The following is a 12647-nucleotide window of genomic DNA, read 5'->3' on the forward strand; positions in this document are numbered from 1 at the left end:
TTTTATGGCTTTCAATTTTAAATTACCTGACATTGGTGAAGGGATTCACGAAGGTGAAATCGTTAAGTGGTTCGTCAATGAAGGCGACGAAGTAAAAGAAGATGATGTTTTGTGTGAAGTGCAAAACGATAAAGCAGTTGTGGAAATCCCATCACCAGTTGATGGAACTGTGACAAAATTGCATGTAGAAGAAGGAACAGTAGCAGTTGTAGGTGATACAATAATCACTTTTGATGCAGAAGGCTACGAATCAGATGATGAGGAAGAAGCAAGTGCGGACGCTAAAGCTGAAGAAACTCCAGCTAAGGAAACGCAAGCTGAAACCGCTGATGCTGCATCAGCTGAAGTCGAAGAAGAAGATGATACGCGTGTAATCGCAATGCCATCAGTAAGAAAATATGCACGTGATAACGGGGTTTCGATTACTAAAGTTACAGGTACAGGTAAAAATGGGCGTATTTTAAAAGAAGATATCGATGCTTATCTAAGTGGAGATCAGCCAGCTGCTAAAGTAACTGAGGCAAAAGATGAAGCAGCACCGAAGAAAGAAACTGCTACGGCAGCAACAGCAGGTGACTTCCCTGAGTCTCGTGAAGCTATGAGTGGAATCCGTAAAGCAATTGCGAATGCAATGGTTAATTCTAAAACGAAGGCTCCTCATGTAACTTTATTGGATGAAGTTGATGTGACAGAATTAGTTGCTCATCGTAAGAAATTTAAAGCAGTCGCTGCAGAACAGGAAATTAAGTTAACGTACTTACCGTATGTTGTTAAAGCTCTTGTTTCTGCTTCGAAGAAATTCCCAATGATTAATGCTTCTGTTGATGATGAAACAAATGAAATTGTTCATAAACATTACTACAACGTTGGTATTGCTGCAGATACTGATAAAGGTCTGCTTGTTCCGGTTGTTAAAAATGCAGATCGTAAGTCCATTTTTGAAATCTCTAAAGAGATTAATGAATTGGCAGAAAAGGCTAGAAGTGGTAAACTATCACCTGAAGAGATGAGTGGTGCATCAAATACAATTACGAATATTGGTTCAGCAGGTGGACAATGGTTTACACCAGTGTTGAATTACCCAGAAGCGGTAATTCTAGGTATTGGACGCATTGCAGAAAAACCAGTAGCTCGCGATGGAGAAGTTGTAGTTGCACCTGTACTTGCATTGTCATTAAGCTTTGATCATCGCATTATTGATGGAGCAACTGCTCAGCATGCTCTAAATCAAATCAAGCGATTATTAAGCGATCCACAACTAATTATGATGGAGGCGTGAGTTTATGGTAGTAGGAGATTTTCCAATTGAAGTAGACACACTTGTCGTTGGAGCAGGTCCTGGCGGTTATGTTGCTGCTATTCGTGCTGCTCAGTTAGGACAAAAAGTAACGATTGCTGACAAAGGCGCTTTAGGTGGGGTTTGTTTAAACGTTGGATGTATTCCATCCAAAGCGTTAATTCAAGCTGGACATTTAGCACAACAAGCTCATGGGAATGAAGAATTGGGAATTAAAACAGAAAATGTGTCTGTTGACTTTTCCAAAGTACAAGAGTGGAAGGGCAGTGTCGTTAAAAAGTTAACCTCTGGAGTAGAAGGTCTGTTAAAGGGAAATAAAGTGGATATTGTGAAAGGTGAAGTATACTTTGTAGATAAAAATACGGCGAAGATTATGGATGAGAAGAATTCTCAAACATATACGTTCAATAACTGTATTATTGCTACAGGTTCAACACCAATTGAAATTCCTAACTTTAAATTTTCAGATCGTGTACTAGACTCCACTGGTGCATTAAACCTTAAAGAGATTCCAAAGAAAATGGTTGTCATTGGTGGCGGATATATTGGTACAGAGCTTGGAACTGCTTATGCAAATTTCGGAACAGAAATCGTTGTTCTTGAAGGTGCTAAAGAAATTTTAGGCGGTTTTGAAAAGCAAATGAGCCAAGTAGTGAAGAAACGCTTGAAGAAAAAAGATGTTACCATTATTACAGAAGCAATGGCTAAAGGCGTAGAAGAGACGAAAGACGGTGTCAAAGTAACCTATGAAGTTAAAGGGAAAGAAGAGACCGTGGAAGCTGATTATGTATTAGTTACTGTTGGTCGTCGTCCGAATACGGAAGATCTTGGTCTAGAGCAAGTTGGAATTGAAAAAGACGACCGTGGCTTAATTAAAATTGATAAGCAATGCCGTACAAACATTGACAACATCTACGCAATCGGCGATATCGTTGCTGGACCTCCATTAGCTCATAAAGCTTCTTATGAAGGAAAAATAGCTGCAGAAGCAATTAGTGGGGAGAAAGCAGAAATCGACTACTTAAGCTTGCCTGCTGTTGTCTTCTCAGACCCAGAATTGGCTACAGTTGGTTATACGGAACAAGAAGCAAAAGATGCAGGATATGATGTCAAAGCTGCTAAGTTCCCATTTGCTGCTAACGGTCGTGCATTATCGTTAAATGATAGTGATGGATTCATGAAGCTTATTACTCGTAAAGACGATGGCTTAGTTATTGGTGCACAAATCGCTGGACCAAACGCGAGTGATATGATTTCAGAACTGGGACTTGCAATTGAAGCTGGTATGACAGCAGAAGATATTGCATTAACTATTCACGCTCATCCAACCCTAGGTGAAATTACGATGGAAGCTGCTGAAGTAGCGCTAGGTACACCTATTCATATGCTATAATATTAAAGTAGAGAGCTGTTCTATTTTCAGAGCAGCTCTTTTTTTATGAATATAACGCACAACTAGATAGCATATATGTTCAATATGAAACAATATTAACTTTTAAAAGCGATGCTGCACTATTTTAACTTCGGAAATATACGTAAGTCTAAAACAGGAAAAAGCATCGGCGAGATCTCGCAGCCGTTAGAACGAGAAAGCAACCAGTCGGTTACAGAAAGCGAAAAAACTTTCCGGAGTGGGTTATTTGCAACGCCCGTCTGTTCTAGATGCTTCGGATTTTACTTTGATAATATAGTTATGTCTCAGTCTCAAGGGGGAATAGGAAAAATAAGGCGGTTGTTAAGACGTAGCGAATGCTTTGTTAACTTGAAGAAAAGAAGTAAAAAATGTGTATAATTTGTAAGTTCAAAATGAAGAAATACGTTGATAGCAATTAAAATTAACTATTAAATTTCGAAGTGTATCTGTATATTATACCAAGTAAATTGGCTCTGTTTCAGTTAGTAACAGTAAACGGTAGCAATTTAGTAAGTGCCATATAGGGGATAACGTATAATAGAGATTGTGGTATTTAAAATGTTTTATGGCTTGTTTTTTCTATATTTCAGCTGTAATTCAAGTGGGAATAAAAGTTTGGCATGCAACATCGTTTTTGTGGATATTTTACAACAAATTTTTAAGTTTGTTTATTATTTCTTGTTTTGACGCTTGTCCAGTAATACGCTCTATCATTTTATCATCTTTCCTAATAATTAAAGTGGGATATTTAGGATCAACTTCATCTTCGACTTCATCAATTGCGACTTCTCTAGTTTTTACTTCACTAAACTCGGAGGGATAATCCGCTTTTATTTCAATAATAGCATCAAAATATAGATTTTCTAATGGGTTATTGTTCTGGTGCGTATAAAAAATGACATCATAGTCTTTTGGTTGAAAGGAAATAATATTAATGGTTGAAGCACTGAAAGTATCACAGCCAGTGACTAGAACAAATGCAATCATTAGACAAATAATTAACTTTTTGATAATCCTCACCTACTTGTCATTTATTGTCGGTAGTTTTAGTTTAACAAATGTGAACGTAAGTATGCTCTTTGTAATGCAACTGTTATAAAGTTGATAACGCTATGTTAGAGCTAGTAATATAGGATAACAAAAAGTAAAGATTGTTACATGGACTATTCCTAGACTGCAGTTACTAAACCTGAAGAACATCATCTATATACGTTTGTATCGTCTATAAAGTGAAAATTAAATAGGAAAAGAAGGCTCTCTCATGTAAAAATTTAGTTTTGCTGAATGAACCGCAGGTGAGACAAAAACCCTTCTAAAGACGGAAAAAATGCTGTTGAACAACGTATAATCCGTTTTATAATAAGTAGCGCAAGGGTAACTAGCACTAAGTCAGGACTCGCCTTCGAAGCTATATTGTGAAACCCTAAGGAGGATAGGTGAGGAAGTAAACATCTGGTTCCTGTTCAGGGGCTCTTAGGTCATAGCTAACCTGATATTAATCATCAGTGGGGTAAAAGACCCCCCTCGCTAATTGAAGCTTCACTTTATATACAAAAAAAGCTAGAGCAATTTAGGCTCTAGCTTTTTCTTTTGCCTGTTAAATCAAGCTCCTTTGCCTCTTGCCTAAATGATTTTACGAGCGAAAAAATGACTAAAATCATGATAATGGCAAAAGGAAAAGCTGCTATAATTGAGGCGGTTTGTAATGCATTCAATCCACCTTGCCATAGCAGTACTGCTGCAGCACTTGATTGAATAATCCCCCATATAAATTTAACTGAGTTGGCAGGGTCTAAGCTTCCTCCGGTTGTTTGCATTCCAAGGACAAAGGTTGCTGAGTCCGCAGATGTAATGAAAAAGGTACAAATCAGTAAAATAGCAATAATTGATATTACAGTACCAATTGGAAAGTGTTCCAACACAGCAAACAAGGCTGTTTCCTCTCCAAGCTCATTGATTGTCTGCATAACGTTTGCACCTTTGAATGTTTCCAAATAGATAGATGATCCCCCAAATACAGAGAACCATAACGCTCCAAATATAGTAGGTACAAGTAGTACGCCTAATACAAATTCTCTTATTGTCCTTCCTCGGGAAACCCTTGCTATAAACGTTCCTACAAATGGTGCCCAAGCAATCCACCAAGCCCAATAAAAGAATGTCCAGTTATTAAGCCATGAAGAATTTTCTTCGTTAAATGGAGTCATGCGCAGACTCATACTAGGAAGGTTCTGAATATAACTTCCTAAAGTTGTGGTAAAGTAGTTCATTATAAAATTGGTTGGACCCAAGAACAATACAAATAGCATAAGTAATACGGCTAGAACAAGGTTGGCATTACTTAAATATTTAATTCCTCTGTTTAGTCCGGACATAGCTGAAGTCATATATAAGACGGTAACAATTCCAATGATGATTAATTGAAGTGTAATAGTTGATTCGATCCCGGTAACGTATGAAAGTCCACCGCTAATTTGAATGGCTCCCAAACCGAGAGAAGTAGATACACCAAATACTGTGGCAAAAACAACAATAAAATCAATCGTTGTTCCTAAAGCGCCTTTAATTCGATCACCAAACAACGGTTCAAGAACGGCGCTTACAACTCCTGGTGCTTGCTTACGAAACTTAAAGTATGCTAATGCTAAGGCAATTGTAGCGTATATAGCCCAAGGGTGAACTCCCCAATGGAAAAAGCTGTATTGCATCGCTGTTTTAGCAGCATCATTTGTTTCTTCCGCTCCAAAAGGTGGATCATGAAAATGAGATAAAGGTTCAGCTGCTCCCCAAAATACAAGACCAATACCCATACCAGCACTAAATAACATAGCAAACCATGTTAAATAGCTGTATTCTGGTTTGTCTCCGGGGCGACCTAATTTGATATTGCCATATTTTGAAAAAATGAGATAGATCGCAAAAATAACAAACGAGGTTGCACTCAATAAGTAAAACCAACCGAACTCATCAACAAGAAATGATTGAATTATATTCGTGATGTTATCTAAGTTGGCATTTGGCAATACGTCTTTCGGAATTATTCCCCAAATAATGAATAGTACTGCGACAATTGCTGAAATATAGAATACTCGCGTTACTTTCTTCACAAAAATAATCCTTTCTAATTTTATTTTTTTAAATAGCTATGTAGACGTACTTATTGTATTAAAACATAAGCGCTGGATTTGTTCAAATAACAAACCTTATTCTTTTACTATTTCCTTTCCGAGTGTAAACATACTAAAATAGTGCTAAGCTTGTATTCAGGCTATTTTCAAGCAGAAAAAGAAACGAAAAGCGTTGAAAAATGAATCCATTTTCGAATAATTATGTATATACTTTGAGTAAAAGTGCCATTATTTAAGAAGAATTTCAGTCAATTTCTTTTATTGTGCACACTGATAATTCTTCGTTCTAATATTATCAATCAATTATCCTGGTGCGATACTTTTATATCCGACCGTTCGAGCTACTAAAATAGAGCAGTTTCAGGATTGAAGTCTTGCCTTTTTAAAGCCAAACTTATCGTACGATAGGTAAAAGACATTCAGTGTAGCTACCAAAGCGCTGAAACTCTTTTGAACGAAGCCTCGTTTTTATTCTATCTTATCGTTCAAGTAAAAAAAGGGTTAGCTCCTAGTTGAAAGTCCATGCTCGTTCATCTTCAACCAGTGAGGCGCCCTAACACGTCTCGTACAAAAATGGATTCTTATGTATTTCAAGTCGAAGCCTGTAGATTATTGTTGTCAATTAATTTCCAGCAGTCTATAATAGAATGGAGGCTTTATACAGTTGATCGGGACAGGAGGACCTATATGAAAAAAGCTATTTTAATGGTCACTTTCATCTTAACTGCATTATTTATCGTCGCATGTGGAGCGGATAAAGAGAATGCTCAACCCACAAATGCAGATAAAGCGAAAGAAGAAAAGAAAGATGACCAGCAGCAAGAAAAACAGAACGAAGCGGACAAAGAAGAAGCTAATCAGGAGGATAAAAGCGACGGTAAGCAAGAAGAAAATCCTGAAAAACAAACACCTAAATATCAAGTTTCTGAAAATGCAACGATTGTGCCAATAAGCGAAGGTACGAATGAGAAAGTTGTGCTTTTAACGATCGATGATGTTCCAGATAAGCATGCATTGGAAATGGCGAAAACCTTAAAGGATTTAAATGCAAATGCAATTTTCTTCGTGAATGGTCACTTTCTGGAAACACAAGAACAAAAGGATATGCTGAAAGAAATTCATGAGATGGGCTTTGTAATTGGTAACCATACATATAGCCACCCTAAGCTTCCAGATTTGTCGGAACAGGAACAAACAGAAGAAATCGTTCGTGTAAGTGATCAGATTGAAGAAATTATTGGAGAACGTCCAAAATTCTTCCGTGCACCGCATGGTATGAATAGTGATCATTCCAAACAAGTAGCTAAGGAACAAGGGATGGTCGTTATGAACTGGACGTATGGTTACGATTATTTTGCACCTTATCAAGACGCTAATAAGCTAACAGAAGCCATGGTGAGCGGAGAAGGTCCTGAAGTAGATGTTACTTATTCTTTATTAAAGCCAGGAGCGAATTTGTTAATGCATGATCGTGAATGGACAAACAAAGCGTTAGCAGATATTGTTAAAGGCTTACGTGATAAAGGATATGAGATGGTAGATCCAAAGCTTATCCAAACATTAGATGGGTAAGTAGGAGAAGTCTAACGAACATTTACTTGAGCTTTTAAATAACTAAATATAGAGACTTCATATATTGAACTGTATTCCATTATAGATTTATTCTGTTATGGGAGTTCCAACTATATGGAGTCTTTTTTGTACTATAGGAAAATATAAGATTTTTTTGGTTTATAGTATAAGAAAAACAAAGGCTTCCGCCATAAGACTTGGCGACAAGCCAAGTTTTTCTAATGTTGTGTAATGGCAAACAACAAAATAGAGAGATTTCTGCAATGTGATTTATATATAAAGCTTTGTATGTTTTGGTAACTTTTTTTAAGGTTGGAACGAAGAAGACTTGCAGAATTGAAAAATAGCATTCTAATTAAATGTGTCATACTAAATAGGGTTGATTTTTCCATTGTGACATATTATAATATGAATACGTTATCACAACGAAAAGGGGTTGGGTCTTATGGGCACAGTAGTATGCCAAGAATGCCAAACAATCATTGAACAGTATGAAGAAGAGAAAGTAACAACTCTTTATGGTACTTGTCCGACTTGTCGTGAAAATAAATAAGCTATACAAAAAAGCTGCTGGAGGCAGCTTTTTTGCTGTACAGAAAACTATAAAATGAAGTGCTTGTGGATAACGAAATAACCGACTAGTCAACTAGTCACGTCGGCGCATGAGCCCAGCAACTACGCGACTTTAGAAATGTGCCCTACGATAAGGCCTCATCGGTTCGTCGCTAAGAGAAGGCCGACTAAAAACGGGCTTGCCGCCCAGACGTCGGCGCACCCCTGTTTTAGTGGCATGATTCCTAAATCTTTAGTTGATTTGTTCCATGCACTACGTTGTTGCTAAACGAGCGCTTGCGCCTTTGTTCCTGGCAAATATTTAACCATTTCATGAAAGAAAATCGCATAGTAGCTTTAACAAAAATCATGCCAACGATAATGGTGAAAATTGTTTGCATCTCCCACGGTTTTCGCTTACACTGAAAAGTATTGATACATATGAACGTGCAAATGGAGGAAATGAGATGAGTTATCATTATCCAATTGATGATACTTGGACCAAAGAAGAAGTTATTCAAGTCGTCCAGTTTTTTAGTTTGATTGAGCAGGCGTATGAAAAGAAAGTCGAAAAGGACATTTTGTTGGCTGCTTATCGGGGATTTAAACAAGTAGTTCCAAGTAAAAGTGAAGAGAAGAAGTTGTTTGCAACTTTTAAACAAGGTTCAGGATATTCAAGCTTTCATGTCATCAAACAAGCAAAGGAAACGGAAGAACGTTTTATAATGATGGATAAAACAAAGGGGAAGAAGCTTAAATAAAAATGCTTCTTCCCTTTGTTGTATCCATGAATTGCTTTTTTTCTACATCGTGAGAAAGAACTGTCTATAACGAGTTAGTTGTATGGTTAGCTTTTTAAAGCAAGTTTATAAAAAGGAATTAATGGCTCAACCGTAGCTTTCATTTCCTTTAAGAAGTATTGTCCGTTATAAATGCGCTCGTCTTCTTTAGCAAAATGTTGCCCTATTAAAAACTCTGCTTTTTTTACATCTCGAAACCGTTCTAAATCTTGTCTGTCTAGTTCTTGTAATGGTTTAGCATCTTTTTTAGTATGATCCAACGAAAAAACAAAGCTTTCCGGGAGTTGTTTCAATTGCTCGAAATGATCCAAAAATGTTTGAGCGATCGCTGATTTATGATCTAATTCATAAATCAGTGCTAACCAGACAAACACATGGTCATCGAATACACCTACTTGAAAGTGTGGGTGTTTTTTATACCCTCGCTTATTATTTGCTACTGCTAACCATGTATCTTTTGGTGGATTTACTGTTCTTCTAGCATGTTTAGCAATATGTAGGAACATTTCATTTCCGAGTTGTGCTGCTAGGTGGTCTACTAATTCGTTGCCGACCTCCTGAAATTTGGGCTGAATTCTAGTCTGAATGGCTTTCATCCTATTTTCAAGCCCGTCAATATAAAACGTATCAAAATCTGTTTTTTCAAAGCCATTAAATGTCATTTATATCGTCCTTTCCCGTAGATTGTATCCACATGCTATTACAAAATTTGACTGGAAATGGTAATCCATTCACGTTATCATTATTATTTATTATGAAAGAATACAAGTCAAGCTATACACGCTACCTTCTTAAAAGGTAATGAATCAAACGTTAATTTGCCCTGGAGTTTAAATATGACAAAAAAGGGAATAGGTGAAGACAGCAGAATTGTATTGTCTAGAACATGCTGTTTTTCAGCGTCTGTAGTTGTCATATTTGTAACGGTGACTTTGATTTAAACGTATAACTGGGTCGTTAGTCGAACCAAATTTTAAAAACGGTCATAAATATATGTAAAGCCCCCTAAAATTTGAAGCTTTGGAAAGGATGTGAAAGATTTGAAGTACGTAATGGAAACTTTACGTAAAAAAGAAGCTCGGGAAAAATTGCCAGTAATCCGCATGGAAATTGATTACGAATTAGTAACACTTTATGACGCAATGAAGAAGGAAGATACGGTTGCTATCATAAAAAGTAAAGAACGGTTAATAAATTTAAGGAAGCAATGGCTGGAAATGGAGGATCAAAAGTGAGCAGAAGTGAAAACCTTCAATTGCTGAATCTTACGACTGTCTTGAAGGTTTTTTATCAGGCAACTATAACAGAAATGCATTCACCGCCAGCAATGTTATTATTAAAATGGTACCTTTAAAAATTCATAGTGATAATTCAAGAGCTCAGAAATGATCGTATTCTTAATTAAGTAAGAATAAAGAAAAAACTACATTGCATTAGGCTTCTCTATGAAAAGCTTCATTTATAGCTCATAGTTCGGGATAGTAGAGACATGTAAACTTCATGACGGAACATCTAAAATTTGGTACTATTATAGATAGTATTGAATGGAGGAGTATACAGATGAATAAAGCGCAGCGTGATACGATTTTTTCCCAGGCTAAACAATGGATATATGAAGCAGGTGCGAAAATAAGAGAACAAATCCATACCCCGTTAACCATTGATACCAAATCAAACCCCAATGATTTGGTAACTGCGATGGATCGTTCGACAGAAGCTTTTTTTGCTAAAAATATTAAGCACACGTACACCGATCATTTGATTTTGAGTGAAGAGGGATATGGAGATCAGTTAGACTCTATGGACGGAATTGTTTGGATTATTGATCCGATTGATGGTACGATGAATTTTGTTCACCAAAAAAGAAATTTTGCAATATCAATTGGCATATTTAATGATGGTGTTGGTGAAATTGGATTTATTTATGATGTTATGGAAGACGTCCTGTACAGTGCGAAAAAAGGTGAAGGTGCTTTTAAAAACAATGAGAGGTTACCACAGCTTAATCGAGGTGTCCCTTTCCATCATGCGATGATTAGTATGAATCATTTTTGGTTATGTGAAAATCGATTAGTTGAAGAAAAACGGATGCAGCAACTTGTAAAAGACGTAAGAGGGACACGTACTTATGGTTCTGCGGCGTTGGAATTTGCTTACGTTGCAGAAGGTATAATAGATAATTATTTAACGTTAAGTCTTTCGCCGTGGGATTATGCTGCAGGAATGGTGATAGTAAACGAAGTTGGTGGTGTAACGACTACGATTGATGGAGACAACATTGATATGCTCTCTAAAACCTCTGTTGCAGCCGGGAATCCTGTGATACAAGAGAAAATTATAACCGATTATATAAAGCAGGCAAGGAAGTGAGTTTTATCACTCCCTTGCTTTTTTTAAACGGATGCCCGTTCCCATAAATCCAAAGCCTAACAATAAAAATAACATAACGAGCCAAATATTACGATAAGCAATGGCGGCACCTACACCTATAAACATTGAGATGACGAGCATAGCTAAAAGCAGCATTGGTATATTTAGTTTTTTCATCTTTCCATCCCACCTCTTTTTCACCATCTAGTATAAAGGAATTTAGGCTGGAGTTCAAAACGTAATGCGTTGCTTAAAGGGAATATAACTGGCGAAATGAAACATTATTTAGTATGATGGTACATGGGTGATGAGATATATAATTATGGGGGATAGCTATGGAAGGAAGTTTCAGCTTTGTTTTCAATTTTCTTTTAGAACAATTTGGAACCGAAAATATGTTTTTGACTTTATACATTTTGAATTTAATTTTCAGTGTTATTTCGTTTAAGCTTGGATTTGCAAGAAAACTTTCGCCTTTAAAAACGGTTTTCGTATATATCATGCTCGCAATTGGAGTTTACTTACTAACTATTTTTAGTATATTTCAACTCCCAATAACAGAAAGCTTAATAGTGATATCTGCAGTTTTAGCAATTTATCGATTTCGTTTGCATCGCGAAAGAAAAAATCGTTAGCAGGGTTTTTTTTTACATAGGAAGCTAATAAAATTGGTTCTTGAGTCTAGGGGAATGGTCTCAGCAGAACCGCTTTACGATCTAAAAAACCAGAAGAGGCTTTATTCTTCTGGTTTTTAATGTTACTAAGCGATATAGCTATATAAAATCATCGGCTGGTTTTTTTTCTGTATATAAGCGGAAATTTCCAGTTGCGTGGCGTTCTTTCGTTTTTTTTCCAATTCTATCATAACATGCTTGGCATAAATGCATATGGATTCTTCTGTTTCTTAAGCGTTTAGCTTCAAAGCAGTGATCATGAATACTTTCCACTGTATCGCAAATTGTACATTTCACTTGCATAATTTCACCTCAAAATCGAAGAATAAGCATAAAGATCCATATAAGCTAACCATAACATGAGTCGTTTGGCTGTAGCATTATATGTCAAGAAATAAAACATATGCTATTATTTTTTTAGTATATCACAATCTTATGTTTGATGAAATAGCGGAAAGGGTATTGGTAATTAACTAAGATTAAGAAAGGGCGATTCGATGAAAAAGAAATATTTATATTCCGCTGCTGGAGCTGCAGGTGTTATTGGAGCTACAGTAGCTGGGTATTTTCTAAAGGATAAAGAAAATAGGGACAGGGTAAAGCAGAAAGTTAAAAATTACCAAAATAGTATCCGTACGACTTTTGAGGATGCGGGGGTACCAGATCAGTCTGAGAACCAGGATTTAGCACAATTAGAAAACGCTAAAATGGTTTCGGAAGGCTCACAGTTTGGGGTTCAATATTACACACAAAACAAAGAAGCCAATACAAGTGAATACCAGCAATAAAAAATTTCCGCTATCATTAGCGGAAATTTTTTATCTGTTGAGGTAAGATTAA

14 protein-coding genes are annotated in these 12647 nt (G+C 36.5%); 9 read left to right on the forward strand and 5 right to left on the reverse strand.

Annotated features, from left to right (window positions below; genetic code table 11):
• Positions 1–4 precede the first annotated feature (4 nt).
• Positions 5–1279 carry a dihydrolipoamide acetyltransferase family protein gene (locus BKP57_RS19600; RefSeq protein ID WP_072742212.1) on the forward strand — a complete coding sequence of 425 codons (1275 nt, stop codon included), beginning with the start codon at positions 5–7 and terminating at the stop codon, positions 1277–1279.
• Positions 1280–1283: 4 nt separating this feature from the next.
• Positions 1284–2690: a dihydrolipoyl dehydrogenase gene (gene lpdA, locus BKP57_RS19605; protein WP_050352605.1), complete on the forward strand. Its 1407-nt coding sequence runs from the start codon at positions 1284–1286 to the stop codon at positions 2688–2690.
• A gap of 666 nt (positions 2691–3356) precedes the next feature.
• On the opposite strand, the gene BKP57_RS19610 is transcribed toward lpdA, so the two are convergent.
• Together BKP57_RS19610 and BKP57_RS19615 are read right to left on the reverse strand one after the other, a co-directional pair.
• Entirely contained in the window at positions 3357–3698 is a 342-nt protein-coding gene (locus tag BKP57_RS19610; protein ID WP_050352606.1) for a hypothetical protein, read from the reverse strand.
• 590 nt (positions 3699–4288) lie between these two features.
• On the reverse strand, positions 4289–5818 hold the full coding sequence (locus tag BKP57_RS19615; RefSeq protein ID WP_050352607.1) for a glycine betaine uptake BCCT transporter: 1530 nt from the start codon (positions 5816–5818) through the stop codon (positions 4289–4291).
• 708 nt (positions 5819–6526) lie between these two features.
• Here BKP57_RS19615 and BKP57_RS19620 point away from each other — a divergent pair.
• The 3 genes from BKP57_RS19620 to BKP57_RS19630 all read left to right on the forward strand — a co-directional run bounded on the left by BKP57_RS19620 (position 6527) and on the right by BKP57_RS19630 (position 8724).
• Positions 6527–7411, forward strand: a complete 885-nt coding sequence (locus BKP57_RS19620; RefSeq protein ID WP_072742213.1) for a polysaccharide deacetylase family protein — start codon at positions 6527–6529, stop codon at positions 7409–7411.
• A gap of 445 nt (positions 7412–7856) precedes the next feature.
• Positions 7857–7964 carry a GapA-binding peptide SR1P gene (locus BKP57_RS19625; RefSeq protein ID WP_072742214.1) on the forward strand — a complete coding sequence of 36 codons (108 nt, stop codon included), beginning with the start codon at positions 7857–7859 and terminating at the stop codon, positions 7962–7964.
• Between the two features lie 466 nt (positions 7965–8430).
• Positions 8431–8724: a UPF0223 family protein gene (locus BKP57_RS19630; protein WP_050353529.1), complete on the forward strand. Its 294-nt coding sequence runs from the start codon at positions 8431–8433 to the stop codon at positions 8722–8724.
• A gap of 86 nt (positions 8725–8810) precedes the next feature.
• Here the strand turns inward: BKP57_RS19630 and BKP57_RS19635 are convergent, their stop codons facing one another.
• Positions 8811–9425, reverse strand: a complete 615-nt coding sequence (locus tag BKP57_RS19635) for a YktB family protein (RefSeq protein ID WP_050352609.1) — start codon at positions 9423–9425, stop codon at positions 8811–8813.
• A gap of 378 nt (positions 9426–9803) precedes the next feature.
• On the opposite strand from BKP57_RS19635, the gene BKP57_RS19640 reads away from it, so the two are divergent.
• Together BKP57_RS19640 and BKP57_RS19645 are read left to right on the forward strand one after the other, a co-directional pair.
• Positions 9804–9998 carry a hypothetical protein gene (locus tag BKP57_RS19640; protein WP_050352610.1) on the forward strand — a complete coding sequence of 65 codons (195 nt, stop codon included), beginning with the start codon at positions 9804–9806 and terminating at the stop codon, positions 9996–9998.
• Between the two features lie 325 nt (positions 9999–10323).
• Positions 10324–11133: an inositol monophosphatase family protein gene (locus tag BKP57_RS19645; protein ID WP_072742215.1), complete on the forward strand. Its 810-nt coding sequence runs from the start codon at positions 10324–10326 to the stop codon at positions 11131–11133.
• Between the two features lie 6 nt (positions 11134–11139).
• On the opposite strand, the gene BKP57_RS22585 is transcribed toward BKP57_RS19645, so the two are convergent.
• Positions 11140–11310 carry a DUF5325 family protein gene (locus BKP57_RS22585; RefSeq protein ID WP_157858485.1) on the reverse strand — a complete coding sequence of 57 codons (171 nt, stop codon included), beginning with the start codon at positions 11308–11310 and terminating at the stop codon, positions 11140–11142.
• A gap of 218 nt (positions 11311–11528) precedes the next feature.
• Between BKP57_RS22585 and BKP57_RS19650 the strand changes: the two genes are divergently transcribed.
• Complete coding sequence (locus BKP57_RS19650; protein ID WP_232231441.1) at positions 11529–11768, forward strand: YlaH-like family protein; 240 nt, start codon at positions 11529–11531, stop codon at positions 11766–11768.
• A 138-nt stretch (positions 11769–11906) separates the two neighbouring features.
• Here the strand turns inward: BKP57_RS19650 and BKP57_RS19655 are convergent, their stop codons facing one another.
• Positions 11907–12110, reverse strand: a complete 204-nt coding sequence (locus tag BKP57_RS19655) for a YlaI family protein (protein WP_050352613.1) — start codon at positions 12108–12110, stop codon at positions 11907–11909.
• A 194-nt stretch (positions 12111–12304) separates the two neighbouring features.
• On the opposite strand from BKP57_RS19655, the gene BKP57_RS19660 reads away from it, so the two are divergent.
• Positions 12305–12595 carry a hypothetical protein gene (locus tag BKP57_RS19660; RefSeq protein ID WP_050352614.1) on the forward strand — a complete coding sequence of 97 codons (291 nt, stop codon included), beginning with the start codon at positions 12305–12307 and terminating at the stop codon, positions 12593–12595.
• Positions 12596–12647: the final 52 nt, after the last annotated feature.

Source organism: Virgibacillus sp. 6R (genome assembly GCF_001895305.1).
Lineage (GTDB): Bacteria > Bacillota > Bacilli > Bacillales > Amphibacillaceae > Virgibacillus > Virgibacillus pantothenticus.

Excerpts from the sequence above, each read along its gene's own strand:
- BKP57_RS19660 (WP_050352614.1), top strand. The coding sequence starts at position 12,305 with ATGAAAAAGAAATATTTATATTCCGCTGCTGGAGCTGCAGGTGTTATT.
- BKP57_RS19650 (WP_232231441.1), top strand. The coding sequence starts at position 11,529 with ATGTTTTTGACTTTATACATTTTGAATTTAATTTTCAGTGTTATTTCG.
- BKP57_RS19600 (WP_072742212.1), top strand. The coding sequence starts at position 5 with ATGGCTTTCAATTTTAAATTACCTGACATTGGTGAAGGGATTCACGAA.
- BKP57_RS19645 (WP_072742215.1), top strand. The coding sequence starts at position 10,324 with ATGAATAAAGCGCAGCGTGATACGATTTTTTCCCAGGCTAAACAATGG.
- lpdA (WP_050352605.1), top strand. The coding sequence starts at position 1,284 with ATGGTAGTAGGAGATTTTCCAATTGAAGTAGACACACTTGTCGTTGGA.
- BKP57_RS22585 (WP_157858485.1), bottom strand. The coding sequence starts at position 11,310 with ATGAAAAAACTAAATATACCAATGCTGCTTTTAGCTATGCTCGTCATC.
- BKP57_RS19625 (WP_072742214.1), top strand. The coding sequence starts at position 7,857 with ATGGGCACAGTAGTATGCCAAGAATGCCAAACAATCATTGAACAGTAT.
- BKP57_RS19630 (WP_050353529.1), top strand. The coding sequence starts at position 8,431 with ATGAGTTATCATTATCCAATTGATGATACTTGGACCAAAGAAGAAGTT.
- BKP57_RS19655 (WP_050352613.1), bottom strand. The coding sequence starts at position 12,110 with ATGCAAGTGAAATGTACAATTTGCGATACAGTGGAAAGTATTCATGAT.
- BKP57_RS19620 (WP_072742213.1), top strand. The coding sequence starts at position 6,527 with ATGAAAAAAGCTATTTTAATGGTCACTTTCATCTTAACTGCATTATTT.
- BKP57_RS19635 (WP_050352609.1), bottom strand. The coding sequence starts at position 9,425 with ATGACATTTAATGGCTTTGAAAAAACAGATTTTGATACGTTTTATATT.
- BKP57_RS19610 (WP_050352606.1), bottom strand. The coding sequence starts at position 3,698 with ATGATTGCATTTGTTCTAGTCACTGGCTGTGATACTTTCAGTGCTTCA.